Genomic DNA, 24,389 nt, shown 5'->3' with positions numbered 1-24,389 from the left:
AGATTGGGGTTGAACGCCACTGTAGTGAGCACCGCCTCACCCGTGCAGCGGGTCGAGGGGATGGGGGTATCACCAATCGTGATGGATTGGTTATGCCGCAGGCGGAAGGCCGCACGCATGTCGCCATGCGCCACGGCGGCAGGCACCAGGGCCGCGCGCTGCAGCCCTGGTGGCCATGACGGCTGGTCTCAATGCACGGTGATGAGCGCGTTGAAGAGCAGCACCATGACCAGGCCCACCACGGCCACGATGGACTGCACGACCGAGATGGTCTTGGTGGCTTCGCCCATGGTCATGCCGAAGGACTCCTTGACCATCCAGAAGCCGGCGTGGTTGGCATAGTTGAAGAACAGCGAGCCGCAGCCGATGGACAGGGCCAGCAGGGGCAGGTTCAGGCTGGGGTCGGCCCCTGCCAGCGGCGCCAGCAGACCGGCAGCGCCCACGATGCCCACGGTGGCCGAGCCGGTGGAGACGGACAGCAGCATGGCGATCAGCCAGCCCAGGATCAGCGGCGGGAAGGCGAATTGCTGGGTCAGATGGACGATGGCATCACCGACCTTGGCACTGGTCAGCATCTGCTGGAAGGCGCCGCCGCCGGCAATGATCATGATGATGGAGGCAATCGGCTTGAGACTCTTGCCCAGCGCGTCGCGCAGCTTTTCGGTGTCGCCGCCGCGCGCCATGACCAGGGCCACGATGGCGAACAGCACGCCCAGCAGCATGGCGATCAGGGGATTGCCCAGAAAGCTGGCCACATGCATGGCTGCCGCGTCCTTGGGCAGCAGCATTTCGGCGACGGCATGGATCAGCATCAGAATGGCGGGCAGCAGGGCTGCCAGCACGCCCAGGGCGATGCTGGGCTGCGAGCCGGCAGTGGCTTTTTCGGTGATGGTGAACTGGTCCAGCAAGGCCTGGTCGGGCTTGGTGCTCATGCGCGGGGCGATGAACGCGCCATAGAGCGGGCCGCCGAGCACCATGGCCGGAATGGCGGCCAGAAAGCCGTACAGCATGGTCGGGCCGACCGTGGTCTTGAGGGTGGCGATGGCAGTCAGGGGGCCGGGGTGGGGCGGAACCATGCCGTGCATGGCCGCCAGTGCCGAGATCACGGGCACGCCGACGTAGACATAGGCCGAGCCCTTGAAGCGGGCCTGACCTTCCAGCTTGCGCGCCACGCTGAAGATCAGCGGCAGCATGACCACCAGGCCGACTTCGAAGAACATCGGGATGCCGACGATGAAGGCCACCAGGGTCATGGCCCAGGGGATCATGCGATCGGAGGAGTGCCTGAGAATGGCTTCGGCGATCTGCTCGGTGATGCCGGCATCGGCCAGGATCTTGCCCAGCATGGCTCCCAGCGCGATCACGACCCCTACGGCTCCCAGTGTTTTGCCCGCACCGTTGGTCAGCTGCTTGACGATGGTTTCCGGATCCATGCCGGTGGCAAAGCCGACGCCGACCGAGACGATGAGCAGGGCCAGCAGCGGGTGCAGCTTGATGCGCGACACGATCAAGGCGACCAGCACCAGCACGCTGGCCAGGGCGGTCAGCAGCAACTGAATATCGAGAGATGTCATGAATGAGCCTTGGTTTTGGCTGGCTGTCCTGAAGCGCACTTCACATCCAGCACGAGCCAAGGCTCATAAAAAAACGCACTCACACCCGCTGTAGGCTGGCGCCGCCGGCGTGATGCAAGTTGGATGTCGAGATGCGGCCCAGGGGGCGCAACAGCAATGTTGTAATGAAGATCTAGGTTTGCCACTAGGTATGAGCTTCACATGGCAACAAAGTTGCTGTGGAAATTACGTAAGGCCTGAGCCTTGATTTCCCGGCGTCGCCCATGGACGGCCGGCGCTTTCATCCTCTGCCCGGAAGACGGGGGCTCAATCCGTCAGCGATGCTCCCCGCCACACTCCTGAGCGCACCAGCTGCCTGGCGCAGTCCGTCAAGACAACGCGTGCCGCCAGGGCGGCGGGCGAGAGCTCGTCATCCGACAGGCTGCACAGCGCGGCCTTGCGCCGCACCGAGTCATCGGCGATCTGTGACCACTGAAAACGCTCGGCCGCATCCCGGTACATGCCCACGGCCGACCAGGGCTGTACTGTGGCGCCCATGCCGGCATCGACTGCTTCCATCAGCAGGGTCAGCGAGTCGATCTCCATGGCCATCTGCGACTGGAAACCGGCGCTGGTGAACGAGGCCATGATGGAGCTGCGCAGGCCGTGGCTGCCCGAGGGCAGGATCAGAGGCACTTGCTGCAGCTGCTCCAGGCTGATGGGCACTTCATGCTGAATCTGCGGTGCCACCGGTTGCTGGCGTGACTGGATCAGAAACAGCTGCTCTTCCAGCAGCGGCATCACGCTCCAGCGCCGGGCGCTCTGCGTATCGAAAAGGATAGCCAGATCCAGCTGTCTGGCGTTGAGAAGACTTGTCAGATGCCCCGAGAGGGCGGACACCATGTGCAGCCTCACATCGGGGTAGCGCTCGCGCATGGCGCGCATCAGCGGCAGGCCCAGCACATTGGCAATCGTGGGCGACAGACCCATGCTGACGGCACCCGACAGCCGCGCTTGCTGGGCCGCGTGAATGGCCTGCTGGGCATGGCGCAGGGTCAGCTGGGCCTGGTGGAAAAAGGCCTGGCCGGCCTCGGTAGGAATCACGCCGCGCGGTGTGCGCTGCAGCAGCCGTGTCGAGAGTTCGGACTCCAGGCGGCTGATCTGCTGGCTCAGCGCCGACTGCACCATGTCCAGATCCAGCGCTGCCCGGCTCATGGAGCCCAGCTCAACAATTCGTACAAAGTAGCGCAGCTGGCGCAGTTCCATGGCAAATCCTCACGCTCGCAGCAGTTGACGGGCGCTGGGATAATCGCATACCTATGAGCAACAAGCAGCGTGTCGTGGTGGGTTTGTCTGGCGGTGTGGATTCCGCTGTCACCGCCTATCTTCTCAAAAAGCAGGGCCACGAGGTCGTCGGCATCTTCATGAAGAACTGGGAAGATGACGACGACAGCGAGTACTGCTCGTCGAATATCGACTTTGTCGATGCGGCGGCCGTGGCCGACGTGATCGGCATCGAGATCGAGCATGTGAACTTTGCCGCAGACTACAAGGACCGCGTGTTTGCCGAGTTCCTGCGCGAGTACCAGGCTGGTCGCACGCCCAACCCGGACGTGCTGTGCAATGCGGAGATCAAGTTCAAGGCCTTTCTGGACCACGCCATGCGCCTGGGAGCAGAAAAGATAGCCACCGGCCACTATGCACGTGTGCGCCAGAACCCCTCCACCGAGCTGTTCGAGCTGCTCAAGGGCCTGGATAACAGCAAGGACCAGAGCTATTTCCTGCACCGCCTGAACCAGGCCCAGCTGTCCAAGGCCATGTTCCCCGTGGGTGAGCTGCACAAGACCGAGGTGCGCCGCATTGCCGAAGAGATCGGCCTGCCCAACGCCAGGAAGAAGGACTCGACGGGCATCTGTTTCATCGGCGAGCGCCCGTTCCGCGACTTTCTGAACCGCTACATCAGCAAGGAGCCGGGTCTCATCCTGGACGACCGCAACCGCAAGCTGGGCAAGCATGTGGGCCTGTCCTTCTACACGCTGGGACAGCGCTCGGGTCTGGGCATTGGCGGCGTCAAGGAAAAGGGTGCCGCCCGTGGTGCTGGCGACCATGCGCCCTGGTTTGTAGCGCGCAAGGAAATGGACAAGAACATTCTGCGCGTGGTGCAGGGCCATGACCATCCGCTGCTGCTGTCGCATGCCTTGGTGGCCGACCAGATCAGCTGGGTGGCCGGCCATGCCCCGGCCGAGGGCAAGGCCTACGGCTCCAAGACTCGCTACCGTCAGCCCGATTCGCCCGCGCTGATTTCCCAGGCCACGGATGCCGGCTTCCGTCTGGACTTTCCCGAAGCGCAATGGGCGGTCACGCCGGGGCAGTCCGCCGTGCTCTATGACGGCGATGTCTGCCTGGGCGGTGGCATCATTGCGCAGGTCGACCCTGCGTAATCCTAGTAATCGCGGTTTTCATCAAACCACTGCTGGGCCTGCTCATCCGTCAGCTTCAGTGACAGCGCCGCAGGCAGTTGTGCCAGTTGCTGCACGGCCAGCCCCAGGTCTTCACGTTCGCTGGTTTCAATGCCCTTGACCGTGTTGAAGCGGGTGGCAAAGGCCGTCAGTGCAGCTTGCACATGACCAAGGCTGCTGGCTGTGCCGATTTCTTGCTCGGCCAGGTCGTAAGCCGCATGCGCAATCCTGGCACGGGCCGCGGGCCATCCCGCAAATGGCCGCCCATATTCTTTGGCCCACCATTCAGGCTTGCGCAACTGGCTGACGGATGTGTAGTCAGCCCAGGGCCGTGCCTTGGCACGGTCCTTGAGTTGCTGGCGCAGGCGTTTGCCAGCGGCCTCTTCCACGTTGTAGGCGATGAAGAAGTCCAGCTCCGGCCAGGTGTGCAGCGCAGGCAGTCCTGACAGATGGCGCATAAAACGCAGTGATAGCGCCTTGAGCTGCGTACATGATGAAAGCTGGTCCAGATCGCTGTGATTCCCCCACAGGGACAGCGAGCCCAGCTTCGAGAACTGCAACAGATTTTGCAGCGAAACAGCTTGTTTGCCCGCACCGTTGCGCAGCTCCAGCGTGCCGACCTGTTTCAGGCTGCCCATGTCAGGCAGCTGGAAGGCATCGTCGGCCGGGTTCTTGCTGGTGGCCGGGCTCAAACTCAGGCTTTCAGGCAGGCCTGCGGTGACGGTGATTTGCTCCAGATTGCCCTGCAGATGAAGGCGCATGCCCTGCTGCGGCAGTTTCAGGTGGATGTGGCCCTGATTGCCCGCTTGCAGATGAATGCTCAGATCGCGAATCTGTGACTGGCTGGCGTCGATATGCACATCCTGCTGCAACTGCGGGTGCCAGCTGAAGTTTTCGATAGGGCGCAGCTGCGCCCATGTGAAGAAGCCGCTGTCATTGCCCGTGTAGTAGAAGCTGCGCGGCCAGGGCGAGCCAGCGGGCGTGGCAAAGGGGTCAAAGCAGGACCAGAGCACGCAGGCGTCGACAGGCAGCCACAGGTCCGCTGTTTTCAACAGCTTTCTGGGGCCAAGGGTCAGGCTGCCCTGACCGGGGCTGGTTTTGAGTCTGTGCGGCGCGTCAGGCGTCAGCTCAAGGGTGAAGACGCCGTCTTCATGCGGTGTTCCGTCGATAAGCAGGGGCATGCAGAAAGCTTAGCGCAGTTACCAGATGCTCTGGGGAGACGGCACGGAGCTCTGTACTTCGGTGTGGCGTTGCACCTTGCCGAACAGCGGCAGGCTGGCCCGCAGCTCGGTACAGCCGGGGCGGGACTGTATGACCAGAGTGCCTTGCAGGCGCTCCAGTCGCGCCAGCATGCTGCGCATGCCCACGCCCATGCTGTTGATCTGTGTGCTATCCAAATCAAAGCCTGTGCCGTTGTCCTCGATCTGCAGCTGCAACTCCCTGGACTCGGGAATCTCCAGCCGAACCTGGACTTGGCTGGCACGGCTGTGCTTGATGACATTGGTCAATGCCTCTTCCAGCACGCGGGTCAGCGTCAGGCACTGAATGGGGCTGGGCGCGTGAGTCCAGTATTCGGGCAGACACCACTTCACCTGAATGTCCAGCTCCTCGAACAGCCGTGCAAAGCGGTGGCGCAGCGGAGCAAGCCACTGCATGGGTGTCTCGGGAACCTGGATGGCGGTGCTGGTGCCGGTATCAATCATCTGACGCAGGTCATCACGCATGAGCTTGAGCATGGACAACACCTGGGCATTGGGCAAAGGGGCGCTGCTCTGCTCGACCAGGGCAATGGAGCGCACCAGGGAGCCGCCCAGACCGTCGTGCAGATCCTGGGAAATGCGCAGACGTTCCTGCAGGCGGGAGTGGCTCAGAGCCAGATGGTGTTCCCTCTCCAGGGTCTGGCTCAGGTCGTCGCAAGCCTGTGTGACGGTGAGGCTGAGTTCGTGGTTGAAGTGCTCGATGCGGCGCATATTCCACACGATCTGTCGCCCCAGCAACCACGCGATCACCAGCATGCTCAGCAAGGTGGTGTAGGGAGTCAGCGTCAGATTGTGATCCAGGGTCTTGGTCAGCAGCAGCAGGTCGTGCACGCCGATGGCCAGGTAGAGCACGAAGCAGAGGCTGAAAACGATGTGGGCTGGCGTGCGTGTCTGCAGCGCGCGCAGTGGAAACAGCAGGCAGACTAAAGCGCAAAGACAGAACATCAGCAGCCAGACGGCCTGGCTCAGCGCTATCTGTGCATCGGGCACAGACAGTGCAAATACAGCGCAGAGGCTGCATATGCAGGCGAGCGTAAGCTCCAGGCGCATGAGGCGTAGTTCCGCAAAGCGCAGCGTAAAAATGCAGAAAGTGTAGGTAAAGGCAATGAAAACCAGCAGATTTCCCTTGGCAAAGGCCGGCGTGCTGCTGAAGGGCCAGGGATCGGTCATGACCATAAAGCAGAGCATCAGTGCCCAGCACATCAGATTGAGTGCGTACCAGCCATAGAGTTTTTGATTGCGGTTGTGGAGCCAGGCAAACGAAAACAGCAGACATAGCACCAGGCTGACCGTGATGCAGGCCATATAAATGGTGCGTAGGCTCCAGGTGGCCTGTGCCGTCCATTGCCTGAGCTCGGACGGATGGCCTATGTGCAGCCTCCCCAGGCCTGGCGTCTGGCTGCTGAGTCCGTGGACGCGCACCCAGATGCTGTTGCCCTGTTCCTTGAGCAGCGCCTTGGGCAGCAGCCAGTAGCGCGGCATATTCCAGCTGCGACTCAGCGGCTCCACCAGCGATTGATCGCGCCAGATCAGTTCTGAATTCACGAACACCTCGCCCGCCATCACGATATTGACGACGGCCAGCGCCACGGGCTGTTCGCGCCCGCAGGGGCTCTCCCAATCGATGCGGTACCAGGCGGCACCGTCATAGCCGGGCCAGCGCTGACTCCAGTCATCCAGCCCCGGCACATCCACCCATTGCAGCAAGGCCGCATCGGGCGGAGGCCCCTCCGGCAGTGCCTTGGCCGATTGGCGGGCCACAATGCGCGGTTCACAGAGCAGGTCCTGAGGCCTGAGCTCCTGCGCCCAGGCCACGCCGCAACTCAAGCCCATGACGAGCGCAAATATCAGGCGGAGCAGGAGAGTCGGCCGCTTGAACATTCAGCTCAGCAAACCGCGTGCCCGGGCCTCGCTGACCGCCTTGGTGCGCGAAGGCACGGCCAGCTTGCGGTAAATGTTTTTCACATGGCATTCCACGGTGTAGCGCGACAGAAAGAGCGACTCTGCGATCTCCCGGTTGGTCATGCCGTCTGCGACCAGCTTGAGGATCTGGATTTCGCGGGCGCTGAGTATGGCTTCAGGCGGCATCTCCTTGTGCGCTTCCGTGGGCTGGGAAGGCTGCAACTCGGCAATGATGCGCCGTGCAATGAAAGGGTCGATGGGGGCGCCACCACGCAGCACGCTGCGTATGGACAGGGTGACTTCCAGGTCGTCGCGCTCCTTGAGCACATAGCCGTTGGCCCCGGCACGCAGCGCCGACAGAATGGCGTCCTCGGTGCTCCAGGCGGAGATGACCAGAATGCCCATGCCGGGGTCGGCGGCGCGCAATTGGCTGATCAGCTCTATACCGCTGCCGTCGGGCAAGCCCAGATCCACCAGTGCCATGGCGACCGGATGCTCCGCCAGCCGGGCACGTGCCTGCCCCAGGGTTGCAGCAAAGATGAGAGCATCATCCGCATATCCGAGGCCATGCAAAATGCTTTCCAGCCGATTGCGGATCAACGGCTCATCCTCCACCACGATCAACGGGCTGGGGAGAATGGACTCTGTAGGGAGGGAAAAAGTCTCTGCCATATTGTGTGAGGTGCCGCTGGTTTTCGTGTCCCACTGTTACCGAGATCAAGTCGCTTGGCTATCACTGAAAACTGGTAATTTGAGGGGTCTGGGGCGTCTGTCCCAAAGCGGATGCAATTCCCATGACGTCAGAAGCAATACGCCGACAGCGGCTCCAAGAGGCAGTTGGCTAAACTTCCCTGCATTGATCACGCCTGGCTTTGCAATGCCGGGCGTCTGTCCGTTCAAGGTGCAACGGACAGAGAACTCAGGAATATTTTCCATGGATGCCATGTTCGGTGCCGATTTCTGGATCGGCTTGTTCAAGATCGTCTGGATCAACATCATTCTCTCGGGTGACAACGCGGTGGTCATTGCTCTGGCCGCACGTGGCCTGCCGCCGGAGCAGCAGAAAAAAGCGGTGCTGCTCGGCTCCGGTGCCGCCGTGGTGTTGCGTATTGCCCTGACGGTGGTGGCTGCCAAGCTGATGCAGCTGCCATTCGTCGAGGTGATCGGTGGCCTGCTGCTGCTGTGGATTGGCGTGGGCCTGCTCAAGGCAGAGGATGAAGAAGAGAGTTCCGGCAGTGTGGTCAGACAGGGCATGATGGCTGCCGTTCGCACCATTTTGCTCGCCGATCTGGTCATGAGTCTGGACAATGTGATTGCCGTGGCTGCGGCAGCGGGTGGCGATATGCTGCTGCTGATTCTGGGGCTGGCCATCAGCATTCCGCTGGTCATCTTTGGCTCCACGCTGATGATCAAGCTGATGGAGCGTTTTCCGGTCATCGTCACTCTGGGCGCGGCACTGATTGGCTGGGTGGCCGGCGAAACCATCACCAGCGACCATGTGCTCGAAGATCTTGTGCAGCTCAATCCATGGGCGCATTACGCAGCGGCTGCCTGCGGCGCCGTACTGGTGATTGCAATGGGCAAGTGGATGCAGCTCAAGGCTGCCAGTCAGGGCCGCACTGTCTGAGCCTTTGTTCTGAAAGCAAAAATGCCCGCATTCAAGGCGGGCATTTTGTGTGGCGTGCGCCGCAGCAGCCGACCTATAGGAATGAGTAGAAGCAGCGGAAGGCAATCTTGCGCTCTGCCCAGAAGTCCGCAGTATCGCGGAACACGTCCAGCAACTGCTCGCGCACTTCCTTGTCGAACTTGGGAGTGGTCGGGATCTGGTCGAGCACCACCACAAAACCGGGTTGCGGGCCGGATTTGTTGATCGGGTCGGTCATGCAGTCATACAGCGCATCCCAGTTCTTGCCAAAGTGTGCCGGCAGGTAGAACTGGGTGGACAGCAGCTCGAAAACATCGGCCTTGGTCTGGGCATGGGCCAGATTGGCATAGAGGAAATGGGAGCCCAGCGCCTCTGCTGCTGCCTGAAGATCAGGTATGCGGAAGGCACGAATGGATTGCACGATGTTCGGGCGAACATTGCGCAACGGTGTTTCCGAGGGCTTACGAAGTGGCGTGTCCATCTCCGTGATTCTTTCTAAAAACATCAAAACTGGTGGCAGAGGCGGTACTGACAGCGCTGTAGGCTATCTGCGCAAACCGCCGCTGCGGAAATTAAGAGGACAAGAGCCGCTGTATGGCGGGCCTGCAGAGCGTCGTTGAATGTCATTGAACGATCTGCTGAAAGCTGTTGTAGTGGTCGCCTGTGTAGAAGCAGGCATCGGGCACCTGGGGCTGCAAGCCGCCGCAGACGATGCGCCGCGCACCCCGGTTTTTCGCACCCGGCGTGCGCACCGTGTATTCACGGTAGTAGCCTCTGGCCTGGCGCGGAAGTATGCGCTCGCGGTTGCCAAATACTGTGCCATCCTTGTCGCTGGAGAACGGACCGCCTTGGAGGATACGACCATAGGTGGTGCGGCCTTCGCGGGGCAGTTCGGCCAGGCTCACGGTCTCAAAGCCGGGAACGGTGGCACCGACTTCGGGCGCTTTTCGCGCCAAAGCCGCAGGGGATGCCAGCGCAAAAGCGGCACCCAGCATCAACGCTAAACCCGTCTGATATACCTTGGCTGCAGCGGCCTTGAGCATTCACTAAACCTTTCAGAATCTCAGGTAATGCCTGAAATTTCGACCCGTAAGTGTGACGGATAGGCCTCGAAAATGCAAGTTGCGCCTATTTTTTGTGCAGTTGCCGGGGCGGCTGGCTGGGCTCCCTGGGCATCCTCGTGCCGGCTGTCTCGGCCACAAAAAAAGCCCTGCCGGCATGGCCGGGCAGGGCCTTGGCGCAGCAGCCCAAGCTGCTTATTCGCCGTGGGCAGCGATTTCCGCCTCCACCTCGCGGTGCTTGGCCGTGATCGTGGCCGAAGGCGCTTTGTCCAGTAGGCTTATCACTATGATTGCGATAGCGGAGAACGTAAACCCGGGAACGATTTCATAGAGCTTGAACCACTGGTAGTGCTGCCAGACCAGAACCGTGACCGCGCCCACGACCATGCCGGCCAGCGCACCGTTGCGCGTCATGCGGCCCCACAGCAGCGAGATCAGCACCAGCGGGCCGAAGGCGGCACCAAAACCGGCCCAGGCATTGCTGACCATGCCCAGCACCTTGGCCTTGGGGTCCTGGGCAATCAGGATGGCGATCACGGCAATGGCAAACACCATGGTGCGGCCGAACCAGACCAGCTGCTTCTGGCTGGCGCTCCTGTGCAGAAAGGTCTTGTAGATATCTTGCGTGAGGGCGCTGGAGCAGACCAGCAACTGGCAGGACAGAGTACTCATCACGGCCGCCAGCACGGCAGCCAGCAGCACGCCGCTGATCCAGGGGTTGAACAGCAGCTTTGCGACTTCCAGGAACACGAGTTCATGGTTGCCGTTGACGTTTGTCGCAAGATCGGGGCGGCTGGCAAAGAAGGCAATGCCGAAGAAGCCCACGGCCACGGCGCCGCCCAGGCACAGCACCATCCAGGTCATGCCGATGCGGCGCGCGTTGGGAATGGTCTTGATCGACTCGGCGGCCATGAAGCGCACCAGAATGTGAGGCTGGCCGAAGTAGCCCAGGCCCCAGGCCAGCAAAGAGATGATGGCAATCGAGCCCTGGCCCTTGAACATGTCGAAGGCGCCGCTGCGGGCGGTTTCGATGATGGCCGCGCTGGCACCCACGCCGCCGTCGGCATAGATCACCATCAGGGGCGCCATGACCAGCGCGGTGATCATCAGCGAGGCCTGAATCGTGTCGGTCCAGCTCACGGCCAGAAAGCCGCCGATGAACACATAGGCCATGGTGGCCACGGCACCCACCCATAGCGCGGTCTGGTAGTCCATGCCGAACATGGACTCGAACAGACGGGCACCAGCGACCACGCCGGAGGCGCAGTAGACGGTGAAGAACACCAGGATCACCAGTGCCGTGACGATGCGCAGCAGGCTGCTGCCATCCTCGAAGCGGTTGGTGAAGTAATCGGGCAATGTCAGCGCATTGCCCACCTTCTCGGTATAGACGCGCAGGCGTGCCGCGACATAGCGCCAGTTGAGCCAGGCACCCACGCATAGGCCGATGGCAATCCACGAGGCCGACAGGCCGGTGGCAAACACCGCCCCGGGCAGGCCCATGAGCAGCCAGCCGCTCATGTCTGATGCCCCGGCCGACAGGGCCGTGACCACCGAGCCCAGACTGCGCCCGCCCAGAATGTAGTCGGACAGGTTGGACGTGGCTTTGTACCCCGCCCAGCCTATGAGCAGCATGCCCAGCAGGTAGATGGCAAAGGTGACGATGGTTGGCGTATTGGCGGTCATGTCGGCTCCGGGTCGGCGCAGCGCTATCGGCATGTGGGTTTCATGCCCGGCGAAAACAAATCCGCCAGCGGCCTCCTGGTGGGAGACCTGCTGGCGGGTGTCGGTGCGCAATTGGACCAGTTATTCGACAGCCCAGTGGGGCATGTGGCTGAAAACTGCGCTACTGGCTGTCCTGCGGCGCATTCAGTGGTGCCGCTGGCGGCAGCGGTGTGCCTATATCGCTCCAGCTTGAGGGCGCGGGGGCTTTGCTTGGTGCAGGCCCAGGCACCATCTCGCCGGGAGCCAGTCCAGGGCTGCTATCCAGATCGGGTGGCTGGACGCTGCTGTCGGCTGGCGCGGGTTGGCCCATGGCCGAAGGCGGCGCTGCGGGCGTGCTCTCCATGATGTCGACCTCGCTGCCATTGCTCCTGTTGGGTGCTGTATGAGCGGGAGCTGCCGGCGTTGTGCGATCGGGATCGCTGCCCTCAGCTGCGGGCCCGCTCCATTCCTGAAGCTTGTCGCGCAGGCGGCCCACCATATCGCTCCACCAGTGGCTGGTGTTGGGCTCGGTGAACCGGGCCTTTGCATTGAGCAGCGGGCTGCGCATGGCGCGCGACATGAAGTCGCCCACCATGGGCAGGGCGCTGCGTGAACCCTGGCCCCACTGGTCGCTCCTGAGCGTGATGCGCGCATCGTTGAAGCCGGCCCAGGCACCGGCCACGATCTGCGGGTGCATGAGGATGAACCAGCCGTCGGCATTGCCCTGGGTGGTGCCGGTCTTGCCGGCCACATCGGCTCGAATGCCGTATTGCTTGCGAATGGCGCGGCCCGTGCCCTTGTCGATCACGGCGCGCATCATCTCCAGCAGACCGTAGTTCTCTTCCTCGTCCCAGACCTGATCGGGCTTGGGCGGGATGAATTCGGCCAGCAGCTCGCCGTCGGCATTCTCGATACGGGTGACCAGCTGGGGCGGAATATAGCGGCCCGAGTTGGCAATGCTGCCGTAGGCGTTGACCATCTCCAGCAGCGTGACGGGGCTGGAGCCCAGCGCCAGCGAAGGCACGGGCTCCAGCGGGCTCTGGCGCACGCCCAGACCGCGGGCCAGCTTGATGACGCGGTCCATGCCCACTTCCTGGCCCAGCTCGGCGGTGATGGTGTTCTTGGAATAGGCCAGCGCATCGGTCAGCGTGATGGGCATGCCCGTGGGGGCCACGGCATCGCTGGGACGCCAGACCTCGCCGCCGGGCAGCTTGATCTCCACTTCCTCATCCTTGCGCGTGTCGCTTGGCTTGGCACCTTGTTGCAGGGCCGCGCCATACACAAAGGGCTTGAAGGTCGATCCGGGCTGGCGACGCGCCTGCGCCACATGGTCAAACGCATCCTGGGCATAGTCGCGGCTGCCCACCCAGGCCAGTACGGCCGAGGTGCGCGGGTCTATGGCCAGAAAGCCGGCCTGCACGCGGGTCTTGTCCTCGCGCAGCTGCCTCATGAAGGCCTTGTCGGCCAGCAGCTTCTTGAGCGCTTCTTCTTCGCTGATATCGGAAGGCTTGCCACTTCTGGCGAGCTTGCGAAAGGCCTCCGTCTCGCGCACCAGCTGCAGCACCAGGGCGTTGTCGGCGCTCCAGCCGTCGCGGTGGCTCCAGTTGCTGTTGGCAATGCCCTGCAGCGTTTGCATCTGGCGGTTCACTGCCTGCTGCGCCCAGTTCTGCAGGCGCGAGTCCAGCGTGGTGCGCACGATCAGGCCGTCCGTATAGATGTTGTAGTCGTTCTTGTCAGCCCAGGCGATCAGCCATTTGCGCAGTTGCTGGGAAAAATGCGGCGCCATGCCCGTGGGCTCCTCCTGGCGCTCGAAGTCCAGACGCATGGGGCGTTTCTTGAGGCGCTCGAACTCTTCGTCCTTGAGCTCGCCGCGCTTGACCATCTGGCTCAGCACGGTGTTGCGCCGGGCAATGGCGCGGTCGGGGTTGATCACCGGGTTGTAATAGGCATTGCCCTTGAGCATGCCCACCAGCGTGGCGCTTTCCAGCACCGTGAGCTTGGCCGCCGGCTTGTCGAAATAGGTGCGCGCCGCCATCTCTATGCCATAGGCGTTGTAGAGAAAGGGCACGGTGTTCAGATAGGTTTCGAGAATCTCGTCCTTGGTGTAGAGCGCCTCGATCTTGAAGGCCGTGATCGCCTCCTTGAGCTTGCGGTTCACATTGCGGGCGCGGCCGATTTCCGTGGGATAGAGATTGCGCGCCAGCTGCTGGGTGATGGTGGAGCCGCCCTGGGGATTGCCGCCCAGCGTATGGATGGCCGAACCCACGGTGCGCGTCAAGTCCATGCCATGGTGCTCGTAGAAGCGGTGGTCTTCGGTGGCCACGAGGGCCTTGACCACGGCAGGCGCAATCTGCTCCAGCGGCACCCACTGGCGGTTGCTGCGCTTGAACTCGCCGATCAGCTTGCCGTCAGCACTCAGGATCTGCGCAGGCTGCTCGAGCTTGGCCTTGCGGATGTCGCTGATGCTGGGCGTGAATGGAATCAGCAGCAGCACATAGACGACAAACAGTGCCGGCAAGGCCGCGGCAAACCACAGCCATTCACGCCGCGTCGGCCAGCGACGCCACCAGGGCAGGGCCGCAATGCGCTGGCCGGCAGTGCTGGCACGAGCGCGCGTCCACGCAGCCGTGGCCTGAGCCACCCATTTTTCTTTCAATTCGTTCAAGGACAAACGCACGTTGCAAGGCAGCCCGCCAAGGGCCGCAAGAAGGCAAGACTGCGAAGAATGCCCAAAAAACAGGCGCTCTGCTTGCGGGGATCGGTTTTTCTATGGTCGCAGCCCCGGTATTGTCTCCGTGGCGTGGCGGTGCAGGCTTGTTTCCAGTGGTGAGATGTTTTGCCGACTGCCTTAAGCTTGGGGCTTCACTTTGGCGGGAGAGCAGCATGGCAGACAGCGTTTATGACTTTGAAGCCACCGACATCCAGGGACGCAGCGTTCCTCTGTCGCAGTACCAGGGCAAGGTATTGCTGATCGTGAATACCGCCAGTGCCTGTGGCTTCACGCCCCAGTACAAGGGGCTGCAGGCACTGCACGAGCAATATGCGGACCGGGGCCTGGTGGTGCTGGGCTTTCCCTGCAACCAGTTCGGTGCCCAGGAAAAAGGCTCGGATGACGAGATCGCGAGCTTTTGCGAGCTGAACTTCGGCGTGAGTTTTCCGCTCATGCACAAGATCGAGGTCAACGGCGATGGCGCGCATCCGCTGTACCGCTGGCTCACCGCCGAAGCGCCGGGCGTGCTGGGCACCAAGTCCATCAAATGGAATTTCACCAAATTCCTCGTGGGCCGCGACGGACAGGTGATACGCCGCTACGCGCCCCAGGACAAGCCCGAGAAGCTGGCGGACGATATCCAGGCGGCTCTGGGCTGATGCTGCAGTTATCGTTTCGATAGCTGACAGCGCATGCCCAGCAACTGCTGGAGGCCGTTTTGATGCTCAGTCTTCCGACAAGGTCCTGAAGGACTGGGCCAGATGGTCGAGCAACGCGCGCACGGCGGGCAGCTGACCACGGCGCGAGGCGTAGACGGCGTGGATGATCTCGTGCCGCGGCTGCCAGCCCGGCAGCACCTGCACCAATGTGCCGCTGCGCAGCTCCTCGCGCACAAACATATTGGGCAGCTGCACCACGCCGGCACCCAGCAGGGCCGCGTCGCGCAGCGCCAGCATGGACTGCGTCACCAGCCTTGGCTGGTGCCGGACCTCGGCGCGCACGGCGTTGGGGCCGTACAGCACCCAGCGGTGGGTTTCCTGCACGCCGCCCATGTCCAGACTGGGCCAGTCCGACAGATCCATGGGCCCGCCGGGCTGACCCAGGTGCCGCAGCAGCTCGGGGGCGGCCACCAGGCATTGGCGGCGCTCGGCCAGCGTGCGCAACACCAGATCGCTGTCCTGCAGCGGCGGCGGGCGCACGCGCAGGGCCAGATCCAGTCCTTCGCCGACCACGTCCACGCGCCGGTTGGTCTCGTCCACCTGCAGCTCCACGCGCGGGTACTGGCGCATGAATTCGCCCAGCATGCGGCCCACGCGTGAGGCCAGCAAGGCCACGGGGCAGCTCATGCGCACCTTGCCGCAGGGCTCGGAATGCACCAGTGCCACCGACTCTTCGGCGGCCTCTGCCTCGGTCAGCATGGCGCGGCAGTGCTGGTAATAGCGCTTGCCCACCTCGGTCACGGCAAAGCTGCGTGTGGAACGCAGCAGCAATTGCGCGCCCAGGCGCTCCTCCAGCAGTGCCACGCGGCGGCTGAGCTTGGACTTGGGCAGCCCCAGGGCGCGGCCTGCGGGCGCGAATCCACCGTGCTCCACCACTTGGGCGAAGTAGTACAGCTCATTGAGGTCTGGCAGCTTCATCGTTTTAAAAATAGAACTCTGAGGCTGAATATTGTGGACTACTCAAGTCATCGTTCCAAATCCATACTTTGTCCATGTTCAACACCTGCAGCGACCAACGGGACTGCAGGCCTGCCGCAAGGAGAAATGTCATGCTCAAGAAAATCCTGGGGGTCTATGAAGCGCCCCGTCCACACTGGGTGGGCAATGGCTTTCCCGTGCGTTCGCTGTTCAGCTATGGCGACCACGGCAAGGCCCTGAGTCCTTTCTTGCTGCTCGATCACGCCGGTCCCCAGAGCTTCACGCCCACCACGGCGCGGCGCGGCGTGGGCACGCACCCGCACCGGGGCTTCGAGACCGTGACCATCGTCTATGAGGGTGAGGTGGCCCACCGCGACTCCACAGGTGCCGGCGGCACCATCGGCCCCGGCGATGTGCAGTGGATGACGGCTGCCTCGGGCATCCTGCACGAGGAGTACCACTCCGAAGCCTTTGCCAAGAGCGGCGGACCGCTGGAGATGGTGCAACTGTGGGTCAACCTGCCGGCCAGGGACAAGATGTCCGCCCCCGGCTACCAGACCCTGCTGAACGCCGACATCCCGCAGGTCGCGCTGCCGGACGGTGCGGGTCATTTGCGTGTCATTGCCGGGGACTACCTTGGCAGCACGGGCCCCGCCTATCGCGGCCCGGCCAAGACCTTCACGCCCATCAATGTCTGGGATGTGCGGCTGAACGCCGGAGCCTCCACCGAGCTGCAGGCGCGGGCCGGCCACACGCTGGCGCTGGTGGTGCTGCACGGCACGCTGCTGGTCAACGGACAGGAGATTGCCCGCGCCGGACAGCTGGTGCATATGGACCGCGCGGCCGACAGCGTGCATCTGGAGGCTAACAGCGACGTCACGCTGCTGTGGCTGTCGGGCGAGCCGATTGACGAGCCCGTGGTCGGCTACGGCCCGTTCGTCATGAACAGCGACGAGGAAATCCAGCAGGCGCTGGAGGACTTCCGCAGCGGCCAGTTCGGCCGCATTGCGGCAGCCGAGCGCCATGGCGCAGCAGCCTGAGCAGGTCGCACGGTATCGAGTTTTCCCACCGGCGGGCAAGCCCGCCGGCTTTCACCCCCTCCACTCTTGAAGGAGATTCCCATGAGCCAAAAGCCTTACGTTCGCCTCGACAAAGACAATGCCGCCGTGCTGCTGGTGGATCACCAGACCGGTCTGCTGTCCCTGGTGCGCGATATCGACCCCGACAAGTTCAAGAACAATGTGCTGGCCCTGGCCGACATGGCCGAGTACTTCAAACTGCCCACCATTCTGACCACCAGCTTCGAGACCGGCCCCAACGGCCCGCTGGTGCCCGAACTCAAGGCAAAATTCCCTACAGCTCCCTATATCGCCCGTCCGGGCCAGATCAATGCCTGGGACAACGAGGATTTCGTCAAGGCCGTCAAGGCCACGGGCAAGAAGCAGCTCATCGTGGCCGGCGTGGTGACCGAGGTCTGCGTGGCCTTCCCCGTGCTGTCGGCCCTGGCTGAAGGCTTCGAGGTGTTCGTGATTGCCGATGCCTCGGGCACCTTCAACAGCATGACCCAGCAGGCGGCCTGGAGTCGCATGGAGCAGGCCGGCGCCCAGCTCATGACCTGGTTCGGCGCGGCCTGCGAGCTGCACCGCGACTGGCGCAACGACATTGAAGGTCTGGGGACTCTCTTCTCCAACCACATCCCCGACTATCGCAACCTGATCAACAGCTACACCACGCTGACCGCCGGCAAGTAAGCGCGGGGCTTCAGACCCAAGCCCGCAGGCTTTTGCAGCCTGCGGGCTTTTTGCTGTCGATCTATTTAAATTGATAGCTATCAATGCTTGATGGGTAAGCGTTCAAGCCTGTTTTTGCTTCAATTCTGGCAGGCAGCTTGCGCTGTTCTGATCTGCGTCATGCAAGGGATCGGCCGCAGCAAAGCTCTTGCTGTATTCGGTGCCCCAGTTGCGCATGGCAATCAGCACCGGCTGCAGGCTGCGGCCAAGCGCGGTCAGCTCATAGTCCACGCGCGGCGGCACTTCGGCATACACCGTGCGCTCCACAATGCCGGCTTCTTCCAGCTCGCGCAGCTGCAGCGTCAGCATGCGCTGGGTGATGCCGCCAATACTGCGGCCCAACTCGCCAAAGCGCTTTTTGCCGTGCAGCAGGTGGAACAGGATGATGGGCTTCCAGGTGCCACCCATGACGGACAGCGTCACCTCCACGGCGCAGCCGCTCTTGCTGTTCAAACGTTTCATGGGGACCTCGGGGCAGTTCTGGACTGCAAGCATCGTAGCGCCAGCCAGCGCCCATGCATTACTTACATTTTTAATACTACCCAACAAATATGTTGGTACTGGTGGTTGGCGTGTATTGACGGCACCATGCAAAGCATCTGTTTCACCCCCCTTGAGGAGCACTCCATGAAAGTCATGCAACTGGCCGCCCCCGGCGGTTTCGAACACCTGCAGCTTGTCGACTTGCCTGCACCTGCGGCACCCGCCGCCGGCGAGATCCAGGTACGCATTCACGCCAGCTCGCTCAACTACCACGACCTGGGCGTGGTGCGCCGTCCCGGTGCGGCGGCTGACGGCCGCATTCCCATGGCCGACGGCGCCGGCCTGGTCACGGCCGTGGGCGCAGGCGTGACGGAATTTGCCGTGGGCGATGCCGTGGTCTCCACCTTCTTTCCGCAATGGCTGTCAGGCCGCCATGTGCCCTCCGACTTCCAGCTTGTGCCCGGCGACGGCGTGGACGGCTTTGCACGCGAGTTCGTGAACCTGCCCGCCACCAGCTTTACCCATGCCCCCAAGGGCTGGAGCCATGCCGAGGCCGCCACGTTGACCACGGCCGGTCTCACGGCCTGGCGCGCGCTGGTGGTGGACGGGCATCTCAAGGCCGGCGACACCGTGCTGGTGCTGGGCACGGGCGGCGTCTCCATCTTTGCGCTGCAGATGGCCAAGAGCATGGGCGCCACCGTCATCGCCACCACCTCCAGCGCAGCCAAGGCCGAGCAGCTCAAGGCATTGGGGGCCGATCTGGTGATCAACTACAAGGACGAGCCCGAATGGGGTGATGCCGTGCTGGCCGCCACCGGCGGTCGCGGTGCCGACATCGTGGTCGAGGTCGGCGGCCCCGGCACCTTGCCCCAGTCGATTCGCGCCTGCGCCGTCGGCGGCCATATCGCGCTGATCGGCGTGCTGACCGGTTTTGCGGGTGCCGTGCCCACGGTGGAGATGATGCGCAAGCAGCAAACCCTCAAGGGCCTGATCGTCGGCAGCCGCGAGCAGCAGCAGGACATGGTGCGCGCGCTGGAGAACTTCGGCTGGAAGCCCGTGATCGACAGCCGCTATCCGCTGGAGCAGATGGTGGCGGCCTTCGAGCACCAGGCCGCTGGCAGGCATTTCGGCAAGATCTGCCTCGAATATTGATAGCTGATGGCGCTTTGTGCGCCTGAGTTTGAGGCTGATTGGGCATGTGGTTCTTGCTGGGTCACATGCCCTTCTTGTTTTGATAGCTGTCAGCGCTTGGTCTGCCTTGCGCTAAGGCCGATTTGGCTTGAGTTTTTTGTTACGGGGACATCCCTTGCCGGCGGACAGGAGGCGGGTCTCGGCCCGCCAGCCGACCTACTTTCTTCTGCAAGAAAGTAGGCAAAGAGCCGGCTCCTGCTGCCCACGACCCCTTCGCTGCGCTACGGGGCAACCTGCGCCGTCAACCTCTTGTGGCTGTACGGCAAAACTCACTGCGTGCTTGCAGCACTCCGTTCAGACACATTGCCGTACGTCAGAGCACGATGCGTCTGCACTCTACGGTGCAGTCGCCCGCCCCAAGAGGCTGCCGTCGCAGGCGTGAGCACAAGGGGCAACATCGGGTGCGGGATAGCTTCTTTGTGCTTTTGATAGCTGCTTGCGTTTGCTGAATAAGCGTTACAGCCCGATTTGCTCATAGCTCTCGCAGGCGCATTCACCCGTGTGTCTGCGCCTGCGGCACGCGGTTCGGGCTGCGGGCATTGGCACCGCAGAGTGCCAATGCTTTGACATCAAATTTGCGGCAACCTGTTTGAGCGGCGCGCGTAGCGCAAAGCGAGTTTTGCCGCACCGCAGCCTGAATGGCGTGATGCAGGTTTGCCCGTAGCGAAGCGCAGGGACGCGGACAGTCGGGGCGCATTCTTTGGGTTACGTTTCTTGTGCGAGCAAGAAAGGTAACTCGCCTGCCGGGGCGAGACCCGGCGCGGCCGGCACGGCCTCTGTCGCAGGCGACAAAAATGAATCTACATCGATAGCTGCCAGCGCTTATTACACAAGCCCCACAGCCCAAAAATCTCAGTCCTCAGAACCCAGCACCACCCTCGCCGTCAGCGCCGTCCGCCCCGGCGACGACTCAATCCCCAGCAGGCCACCGACCCGCGCAATGCGCACCGCCATGGAGCGCATGCCAACGCCCAGGCCCGATGCCTCCACGGCCTGCACATCAAAGCCCACGCCGTCGTCCTCGATCTCCAGCAGGAGCTCCTGCGCTTGAGGCTGCTCCAGGGACAGGCGCACATGGCGGGCCTGGCTATGCTTGATGACGTTGGTCAGCGCCTCTTCGATCAGCCGGGTCAGCGCCAGGTATTGCAGCGCGTTGGGCGGCTGGCTCCAGCTTTGCGGAAACTGCCAGTCGCAGCGCACACCCAGGGCCTCGAACAGGTCGTTGAAGCGGCGGCGCAAGGGTGCCAGCCATTCCTGTGGAGTGGCTGGTACGCGCACCTGGGCCGAGGCGTTGCTGTCTATGCTCTGGCGCAGATCGTTGCGGATGAGCTTGAGCATGGACAGCACCTGAGTCCGGGTCAGGGCTTCGCTGCCCTGCTCGACGGAAGCAATCATGTGGACCAGCTCGCCGCCCAGGCCGTCGTGCAGGTCGTGTGTCAGGCGCAGGCGCTCCTGCAGGCGCGCGTTGGAGAGCTTCTGGGCTTCCAGCTCGGCCCGCAAATGCTCGGATTTTTTCTGCTCGGTGATGTCGAAGGTGAAGCCGATCAGCGCTGTGGGCTGGCCCTGTTCGTCGCACAGCACATGCACGACTTCCTTGACCCAGACAAAGCGGTTGTCGCTGGTCAGCGCACGATACTCGGCCTCGTGATCCACGCCCGCCAGGCACAGCTCCACGCAGCGCGAGACGGTTTGCTCGCGCTCGTCGGGGTGGATGCGTTCGGCCCAGTCGTTCACGGTCTCCCAGCTCTCGGGGCTCCAGCCCAGCAGATCAGCGATCTGCGGGCCGATATAGCTGTATTTCTTCGTGGTCCAGTCAATCTTGAAGGGAATCGCCAGGGTGGATTCCAGCAGCGTCTGGTAGAGGCCGTTGTCCGTGTCGGGTTCGAGGGTGCGCAGGCGGGGGCGGGCTTCAAGCATGGGACGCTCCTGTCAGATCGAGAAGAGGGTGGGTGGTGGGCAGCTCGTTCCAGAACCAGTAGAAATAGCCGCCTTCGGTCTGCAGCAGGGTCTGGGTTTTGACGCTGGAGCGTTCTATCCCGCGCCAGCAGGCCAGGGCCGAATTGCGGTTGCCGTGCAGATCCAGGCAAGTCTGCCCGGGCAGATTGGGCCGGGGAGGCACATACAAGGCCATGCCACGAGGCAGCCAGAGGTCGGCCAGACAGATTTTCTGCTGCTGTGGCCAGTACTTTCCCACCGAAATCACCAGCGGCAGGTGCGGGTCGATGGAGGTGAAGACATGCGGGAAATCGTGATGTTCGAGGTCGGTACAGACCTTGCCCAGCAGGCGGTAGCCGGTTCCCTCATAGGGCGAGCGGTGCCCGGCAAACATGCCGTACTCATAGTCGACCAGCGAAAGATGTGGTTGGGGGCTGGTGATGCGAACTCCCTGGCCCGGCTCAATCAGCGTCATGCCGAAGGCCGCTGCAGTTTGATGCGTGACTGCAATGGCTTCGTACTCGACCTGATCGGCCAGGAACTCCAGTCTGGTCTGATTGCCGTACTTGGGGTCGGGGTGGGTGGTGGTCGCAGAAAGGACGCGGTATGCGTTGCCGATGACGGCCTCGGGGTCACTGGTGGCGGGCTCCAGCAGCTTCAAGCCTGTGGGCGGCTCTGCGCAATAGTGCGGGAACCCGTGGATATTGCAGAAAAACGGTGTCTGCGACAGATCGACCGACGCCGGCGCATCTTCTTTGATGAACAGCACGGGATCGAAAAACTCTTGCGCCATTGCCTGTCACTTCGCGGTGATTGATAGCAGAGATCGCTGCCTTGTGCGGCGGTACGGCACCTGCAGTCATGGGTTGTTTGATATCTCGGTCAGTGATGCAGTCTAAATGAAGGTGGTTACAAATACCCGGGTGCGCAGGCGCTGCGGGCCAGGGCGCCTGAGGGTGTCAGTGGCCGTTACGGCAAAGTGCGAATTATTTTGATAGCTGCCAGCGCTTGATACATAAGCGATGCAGCCATGAGAGCTTCTATTTCACGAGCACCGATTCGCCAATCGCGAAGAACTGCCCGCCCGCCACATAGTGCAGGGTGCGCAGCTCGGCAGGCGCGGAACCGAACTCCCAGTGTCCATTGCGGAACACGCGCTCGTCGGCCCAGGCCGCCACGACTTCGGCGATGAACAGGTCATAGCTTTGCTGGTTATGCGGCTCGGGGATCAGCTTGCAGACCAGCCAGGCGGCGCAGCCTGCCACCAGCGGGACATCGAAGCCCGGTGCATCGAACAGCTGCACGCCATGCTTGGCGAGTTTGTGGGTTTCGGTCACGGCACTGTCCGTGCCTATGCCCACCGTCAGGGCGGCCTGGGGCACGGTGGGCAACTGCAGGGCGAAGAAGCCGCTGCCCTCGACCAGCGCACGCGTGCGCGTGGCCTTGTCGAGCACCACGCTGATCTTGGGCGGCGCGAAATCGAGTGCGCAGGCCCAGGCCGCGCTCATGGCATTGGACTCGCCCGCATGCTGAGCCGAGACGATGACCGTGGGGCCGTGATTGAGCAGGCGGTAGGATTTGTCCAGGGGAACCGGGGTGAAATGGTCTGGCAGCATGGTGGGCTGAAAATGGGTGACAGAAGAGGACGGCAAGCTCCCGTTACGATGGCTTGCCGATTTCCCATCTTCGCCCGAAACAGGGCTTTTCCAGGAGACAACCATGTTTAGCCACATCATGCTGGGTGTAAATGATCTGGAGTCCAGCAAGCGCTTTTACGACGCGCTGCTGGGTCAGCTCGGCATTGCGCCCGGCGTTGCCAACAAGAACCGCTTCTTCTACCGCAGCCCCACTGGCGTGTTTGCCATCTCCACGCCCATCAACGGCGAGTCGGCCAGCTCGGGCAATGGCGCGACCACGGGCTTTCTGGCCCAGTCCACCGATCAGGTGAACGCGGCCCATGCGGCTGGCCTGGCAGCGGGTGGTGTGTCGGTCGAGGACGCGCCGGGCTGGCGCGGCGACTCCATGTATCTGGCCTATCTGCGCGACCCCGACGGCAACAAGATCTGTCTGGCCTATCGCCCCGCCAAGGCGTGATCCACGCCTCATGAATCAGGGCTGCGCAAGCGGCCCTTTTACATGGCAGGAGTCAGCCCGCGTTATTGGGACTTGAGGGCGTTGGCCAGGGCCTGGATCTTGAGGGACTGACGCGCCAGATTGTTGCGCGCCAGCTGTTTTTGCTCCGCCGATACAGGCAGCTTGGCCACTTCGGCATCCATTTCGGTCAGCAGCTCAGGCGGGAGCTTACTGAAGTCCACAGGAGCGGCATCGGCCGAAGCGGGCTGCAGCAGCGCCGGTGCTGTGCCGACCGAAGCAGGTGCCTCCACGGCTGCGGGCTTGGCCCTGAGCCAGAGCAGGGCCACGATTTCGGGTGTGCCCTGGGTCTGCGCAATCTGCAGCGCATTCATGCTCAGCCCCGTGCCCACCAAGGCCGCCAGCTACGTTTTCTTGTACACAAACCGCTCCCTTGTTGTTCGTTTGCTTAAGTCCGAAGAATAGCGATACCGAATCATTTGGTAACAAATATGGGCGAAGATGCTTGGAAAAAGACGGGCCCGGGCCGGCTTCACGGTCGGTCATGCCCTACCTGCAAGCGGTGATGCTGCGACGGCTGCCGGTGCAAAACCGGGGCAGGCGGCACAATGGCTGCTTTGCAGCGCGGGCGTATGTCCGGCACCTGCACCACATTCAGTAGTTTTTTCATGACCAACACCACCACCCCTGCCGAAGACCATCTGTGCGATGCCTGTGCCGGCATTCAGCGCAACTGGCGCAAAGCCCCCGGCCATGCCGAACTGATGCAGCGCGGCAACCGCAAGGAGGAGCGCGGCTCGAGCACGGCGACGGTGACCCGTTATGTCTGCGAGCGCTGCGGCACGGTGTGGGACTACGAGAACAACAAGCAGGACCAGCGCAAGGGCTGGTCCGTGGTCGGCAGAATTTAACCCTCTGAGGCGCTGCGCGCCTTCTTCTGGAGGGTGGGGCGACAGCCTCGCTGCGGGG

At 62.7% G+C, this 24,389-nt stretch carries 23 protein-coding genes; 8 read left to right on the top strand and 15 right to left on the bottom strand.

From position 1 onward, the window contains the following. Nucleotides 1–188: 188 nt before the first annotated feature. Nucleotides 189–1,574, bottom strand: coding sequence for a GntP family permease (locus tag QYQ99_RS10405; protein WP_302092560.1), 1,386 nt, complete (start codon nucleotides 1,572–1,574; stop codon nucleotides 189–191). 306 nt (nucleotides 1,575–1,880) lie between these two features. Further along, nucleotides 1,881–2,819 carry a LysR family transcriptional regulator gene (locus QYQ99_RS10400; RefSeq protein ID WP_302092559.1) on the bottom strand — a complete coding sequence of 313 codons (939 nt, stop codon included), beginning with the start codon at nucleotides 2,817–2,819 and terminating at the stop codon, nucleotides 1,881–1,883. A gap of 53 nt (nucleotides 2,820–2,872) precedes the next feature. On the opposite strand from QYQ99_RS10400, the gene mnmA reads away from it, so the two are divergent. After that, nucleotides 2,873–3,994 carry a tRNA 2-thiouridine(34) synthase MnmA gene (gene mnmA, locus QYQ99_RS10395; RefSeq protein ID WP_302092558.1) on the top strand — a complete coding sequence of 374 codons (1,122 nt, stop codon included), beginning with the start codon at nucleotides 2,873–2,875 and terminating at the stop codon, nucleotides 3,992–3,994. A gap of 2 nt (nucleotides 3,995–3,996) precedes the next feature. On the opposite strand, the gene QYQ99_RS10390 is transcribed toward mnmA, so the two are convergent. The 3 genes from QYQ99_RS10390 to QYQ99_RS10380 are packed head-to-tail and all read right to left on the bottom strand — an operon-like array spanning nucleotide 3,997 to nucleotide 7,845. Continuing rightward, complete coding sequence (locus QYQ99_RS10390) at nucleotides 3,997–5,193, bottom strand: transcriptional regulator (protein WP_302092557.1); 1,197 nt, start codon at nucleotides 5,191–5,193, stop codon at nucleotides 3,997–3,999. 18 nt (nucleotides 5,194–5,211) lie between these two features. Continuing rightward, nucleotides 5,212–7,104 carry a sensor histidine kinase gene (locus QYQ99_RS10385; RefSeq protein WP_302092556.1) on the bottom strand — a complete coding sequence of 631 codons (1,893 nt, stop codon included), beginning with the start codon at nucleotides 7,102–7,104 and terminating at the stop codon, nucleotides 5,212–5,214. Between the two features lie 48 nt (nucleotides 7,105–7,152). Then, nucleotides 7,153–7,845, bottom strand: coding sequence for a LuxR C-terminal-related transcriptional regulator (locus QYQ99_RS10380; protein WP_034347946.1), 693 nt, complete (start codon nucleotides 7,843–7,845; stop codon nucleotides 7,153–7,155). A 262-nt stretch (nucleotides 7,846–8,107) separates the two neighbouring features. Between QYQ99_RS10380 and QYQ99_RS10375 the strand changes: the two genes are divergently transcribed. After that, complete coding sequence (locus tag QYQ99_RS10375) at nucleotides 8,108–8,800, top strand: TerC family protein (RefSeq protein WP_302092555.1); 693 nt, start codon at nucleotides 8,108–8,110, stop codon at nucleotides 8,798–8,800. Nucleotides 8,801–8,873: 73 nt separating this feature from the next. On the opposite strand, the gene QYQ99_RS10370 is transcribed toward QYQ99_RS10375, so the two are convergent. From QYQ99_RS10370 to QYQ99_RS10355, 4 genes are all read right to left on the bottom strand, one after another. Then, entirely contained in the window at nucleotides 8,874–9,299 is a 426-nt protein-coding gene (locus QYQ99_RS10370) for a barstar family protein (RefSeq protein ID WP_302092554.1), read from the bottom strand. Between the two features lie 142 nt (nucleotides 9,300–9,441). Next, the gene (locus QYQ99_RS10365) at nucleotides 9,442–9,861 is read right to left on the bottom strand and encodes a ribonuclease domain-containing protein (protein ID WP_003066953.1); all 420 of its coding nucleotides are present in this window, start codon (nucleotides 9,859–9,861) and stop codon (nucleotides 9,442–9,444) included. Between the two features lie 213 nt (nucleotides 9,862–10,074). Then, entirely contained in the window at nucleotides 10,075–11,565 is a 1,491-nt protein-coding gene (gene putP / locus QYQ99_RS10360; RefSeq protein ID WP_437439077.1) for a sodium/proline symporter PutP, read from the bottom strand. 160 nt (nucleotides 11,566–11,725) lie between these two features. Then, on the bottom strand, nucleotides 11,726–14,254 hold the full coding sequence (locus QYQ99_RS10355) for a transglycosylase domain-containing protein (protein ID WP_302092552.1): 2,529 nt from the start codon (nucleotides 14,252–14,254) through the stop codon (nucleotides 11,726–11,728). A 212-nt stretch (nucleotides 14,255–14,466) separates the two neighbouring features. On the opposite strand from QYQ99_RS10355, the gene QYQ99_RS10350 reads away from it, so the two are divergent. Next, complete coding sequence (locus QYQ99_RS10350) at nucleotides 14,467–14,952, top strand: glutathione peroxidase (RefSeq protein WP_302092551.1); 486 nt, start codon at nucleotides 14,467–14,469, stop codon at nucleotides 14,950–14,952. Nucleotides 14,953–15,018: 66 nt separating this feature from the next. On the opposite strand, the gene QYQ99_RS10345 is transcribed toward QYQ99_RS10350, so the two are convergent. Next, nucleotides 15,019–15,930 carry a LysR family transcriptional regulator gene (locus QYQ99_RS10345; protein ID WP_302092550.1) on the bottom strand — a complete coding sequence of 304 codons (912 nt, stop codon included), beginning with the start codon at nucleotides 15,928–15,930 and terminating at the stop codon, nucleotides 15,019–15,021. A 131-nt stretch (nucleotides 15,931–16,061) separates the two neighbouring features. Between QYQ99_RS10345 and QYQ99_RS10340 the strand changes: the two genes are divergently transcribed. Together QYQ99_RS10340 and ycaC are read left to right on the top strand one after the other, a co-directional pair. Further along, nucleotides 16,062–16,970 carry a pirin family protein gene (locus QYQ99_RS10340; protein ID WP_302092549.1) on the top strand — a complete coding sequence of 303 codons (909 nt, stop codon included), beginning with the start codon at nucleotides 16,062–16,064 and terminating at the stop codon, nucleotides 16,968–16,970. 81 nt (nucleotides 16,971–17,051) lie between these two features. Then, nucleotides 17,052–17,681, top strand: coding sequence for an isochorismate family cysteine hydrolase YcaC (gene ycaC, locus QYQ99_RS10335; RefSeq protein ID WP_302092548.1), 630 nt, complete (start codon nucleotides 17,052–17,054; stop codon nucleotides 17,679–17,681). Nucleotides 17,682–17,783: 102 nt separating this feature from the next. Here ycaC and QYQ99_RS10330 read toward each other — a convergent pair whose 3' ends face one another. Then, nucleotides 17,784–18,182, bottom strand: a complete 399-nt coding sequence (locus QYQ99_RS10330; RefSeq protein ID WP_302092547.1) for a winged helix-turn-helix transcriptional regulator — start codon at nucleotides 18,180–18,182, stop codon at nucleotides 17,784–17,786. 165 nt (nucleotides 18,183–18,347) lie between these two features. Here QYQ99_RS10330 and QYQ99_RS10325 point away from each other — a divergent pair, with 165 nt between their 5' ends. Then, the gene (locus QYQ99_RS10325; protein WP_302092546.1) at nucleotides 18,348–19,355 is read left to right on the top strand and encodes a zinc-dependent alcohol dehydrogenase family protein; all 1,008 of its coding nucleotides are present in this window, start codon (nucleotides 18,348–18,350) and stop codon (nucleotides 19,353–19,355) included. A gap of 891 nt (nucleotides 19,356–20,246) precedes the next feature. Here QYQ99_RS10325 and QYQ99_RS10320 read toward each other — a convergent pair. The 3 genes from QYQ99_RS10320 to QYQ99_RS10310 all read right to left on the bottom strand — a co-directional run bounded on the left by QYQ99_RS10320 (nucleotide 20,247) and on the right by QYQ99_RS10310 (nucleotide 22,945). Further along, nucleotides 20,247–21,311, bottom strand: a complete 1,065-nt coding sequence (locus QYQ99_RS10320; protein WP_302092545.1) for a sensor histidine kinase — start codon at nucleotides 21,309–21,311, stop codon at nucleotides 20,247–20,249. Beyond that, the gene (locus QYQ99_RS10315) at nucleotides 21,304–22,122 is read right to left on the bottom strand and encodes a hypothetical protein (RefSeq protein ID WP_302092544.1); all 819 of its coding nucleotides are present in this window, start codon (nucleotides 22,120–22,122) and stop codon (nucleotides 21,304–21,306) included. The genes QYQ99_RS10320 and QYQ99_RS10315 overlap by 8 nt, the downstream gene beginning before the upstream one ends. A gap of 247 nt (nucleotides 22,123–22,369) precedes the next feature. Further along, nucleotides 22,370–22,945 carry a flavin reductase family protein gene (locus QYQ99_RS10310; protein ID WP_302092543.1) on the bottom strand — a complete coding sequence of 192 codons (576 nt, stop codon included), beginning with the start codon at nucleotides 22,943–22,945 and terminating at the stop codon, nucleotides 22,370–22,372. A 103-nt stretch (nucleotides 22,946–23,048) separates the two neighbouring features. Here QYQ99_RS10310 and QYQ99_RS10305 point away from each other — a divergent pair, with 103 nt between their 5' ends. Continuing rightward, complete coding sequence (locus QYQ99_RS10305; RefSeq protein ID WP_302092542.1) at nucleotides 23,049–23,423, top strand: VOC family protein; 375 nt, start codon at nucleotides 23,049–23,051, stop codon at nucleotides 23,421–23,423. A 62-nt stretch (nucleotides 23,424–23,485) separates the two neighbouring features. On the opposite strand, the gene QYQ99_RS10300 is transcribed toward QYQ99_RS10305, so the two are convergent. After that, nucleotides 23,486–23,794, bottom strand: a complete 309-nt coding sequence (locus QYQ99_RS10300) for a hypothetical protein (protein WP_302092541.1) — start codon at nucleotides 23,792–23,794, stop codon at nucleotides 23,486–23,488. 294 nt (nucleotides 23,795–24,088) lie between these two features. Here QYQ99_RS10300 and QYQ99_RS10295 point away from each other — a divergent pair, with 294 nt between their 5' ends. Next, a complete protein-coding gene (locus QYQ99_RS10295) occupies nucleotides 24,089–24,331 on the top strand; it encodes a hypothetical protein (protein WP_003066979.1) in 243 nt (80 codons plus the stop codon). The last annotated feature ends 58 nt before the right edge of the window (nucleotides 24,332–24,389 follow it).

The organism is Comamonas testosteroni, from assembly GCF_030505195.1.
Lineage (GTDB): Bacteria > Pseudomonadota > Gammaproteobacteria > Burkholderiales > Burkholderiaceae_C > Comamonas > Comamonas testosteroni_G.
This window is presented reverse-complemented; position numbering and strand designations above follow the sequence as displayed.

What these genes read in the sequence shown, in the direction of transcription:
- QYQ99_RS10405 (WP_302092560.1), bottom strand. Translation starts at nt 1,574, where the DNA reads ATGACATCTCTCGATATTCAGTTGCTGCTGACCGCCCTGGCCAGCGTG.
- QYQ99_RS10400 (WP_302092559.1), bottom strand. Translation starts at nt 2,819, where the DNA reads ATGGAACTGCGCCAGCTGCGCTACTTTGTACGAATTGTTGAGCTGGGC.
- mnmA (WP_302092558.1), top strand. Translation starts at nt 2,873, where the DNA reads ATGAGCAACAAGCAGCGTGTCGTGGTGGGTTTGTCTGGCGGTGTGGAT.
- QYQ99_RS10390 (WP_302092557.1), bottom strand. Translation starts at nt 5,193, where the DNA reads ATGCCCCTGCTTATCGACGGAACACCGCATGAAGACGGCGTCTTCACC.
- QYQ99_RS10385 (WP_302092556.1), bottom strand. Translation starts at nt 7,104, where the DNA reads ATGGGCTTGAGTTGCGGCGTGGCCTGGGCGCAGGAGCTCAGGCCTCAG.
- QYQ99_RS10380 (WP_034347946.1), bottom strand. Translation starts at nt 7,845, where the DNA reads ATGGCAGAGACTTTTTCCCTCCCTACAGAGTCCATTCTCCCCAGCCCG.
- QYQ99_RS10375 (WP_302092555.1), top strand. Translation starts at nt 8,108, where the DNA reads ATGGATGCCATGTTCGGTGCCGATTTCTGGATCGGCTTGTTCAAGATC.
- QYQ99_RS10370 (WP_302092554.1), bottom strand. Translation starts at nt 9,299, where the DNA reads ATGGACACGCCACTTCGTAAGCCCTCGGAAACACCGTTGCGCAATGTT.
- QYQ99_RS10365 (WP_003066953.1), bottom strand. Translation starts at nt 9,861, where the DNA reads ATGCTCAAGGCCGCTGCAGCCAAGGTATATCAGACGGGTTTAGCGTTG.
- putP (WP_437439077.1), bottom strand. Translation starts at nt 11,565, where the DNA reads ATGACCGCCAATACGCCAACCATCGTCACCTTTGCCATCTACCTGCTG.
- QYQ99_RS10350 (WP_302092551.1), top strand. Translation starts at nt 14,467, where the DNA reads ATGGCAGACAGCGTTTATGACTTTGAAGCCACCGACATCCAGGGACGC.
- QYQ99_RS10345 (WP_302092550.1), bottom strand. Translation starts at nt 15,930, where the DNA reads ATGAAGCTGCCAGACCTCAATGAGCTGTACTACTTCGCCCAAGTGGTG.
- QYQ99_RS10340 (WP_302092549.1), top strand. Translation starts at nt 16,062, where the DNA reads ATGCTCAAGAAAATCCTGGGGGTCTATGAAGCGCCCCGTCCACACTGG.
- ycaC (WP_302092548.1), top strand. Translation starts at nt 17,052, where the DNA reads ATGAGCCAAAAGCCTTACGTTCGCCTCGACAAAGACAATGCCGCCGTG.
- QYQ99_RS10330 (WP_302092547.1), bottom strand. Translation starts at nt 18,182, where the DNA reads ATGAAACGTTTGAACAGCAAGAGCGGCTGCGCCGTGGAGGTGACGCTG.
- QYQ99_RS10325 (WP_302092546.1), top strand. Translation starts at nt 18,348, where the DNA reads ATGAAAGTCATGCAACTGGCCGCCCCCGGCGGTTTCGAACACCTGCAG.
- QYQ99_RS10320 (WP_302092545.1), bottom strand. Translation starts at nt 21,311, where the DNA reads ATGCTTGAAGCCCGCCCCCGCCTGCGCACCCTCGAACCCGACACGGAC.
- QYQ99_RS10315 (WP_302092544.1), bottom strand. Translation starts at nt 22,122, where the DNA reads ATGGCGCAAGAGTTTTTCGATCCCGTGCTGTTCATCAAAGAAGATGCG.
- QYQ99_RS10310 (WP_302092543.1), bottom strand. Translation starts at nt 22,945, where the DNA reads ATGCTGCCAGACCATTTCACCCCGGTTCCCCTGGACAAATCCTACCGC.
- QYQ99_RS10305 (WP_302092542.1), top strand. Translation starts at nt 23,049, where the DNA reads ATGTTTAGCCACATCATGCTGGGTGTAAATGATCTGGAGTCCAGCAAG.
- QYQ99_RS10300 (WP_302092541.1), bottom strand. Translation starts at nt 23,794, where the DNA reads ATGAATGCGCTGCAGATTGCGCAGACCCAGGGCACACCCGAAATCGTG.
- QYQ99_RS10295 (WP_003066979.1), top strand. Translation starts at nt 24,089, where the DNA reads ATGACCAACACCACCACCCCTGCCGAAGACCATCTGTGCGATGCCTGT.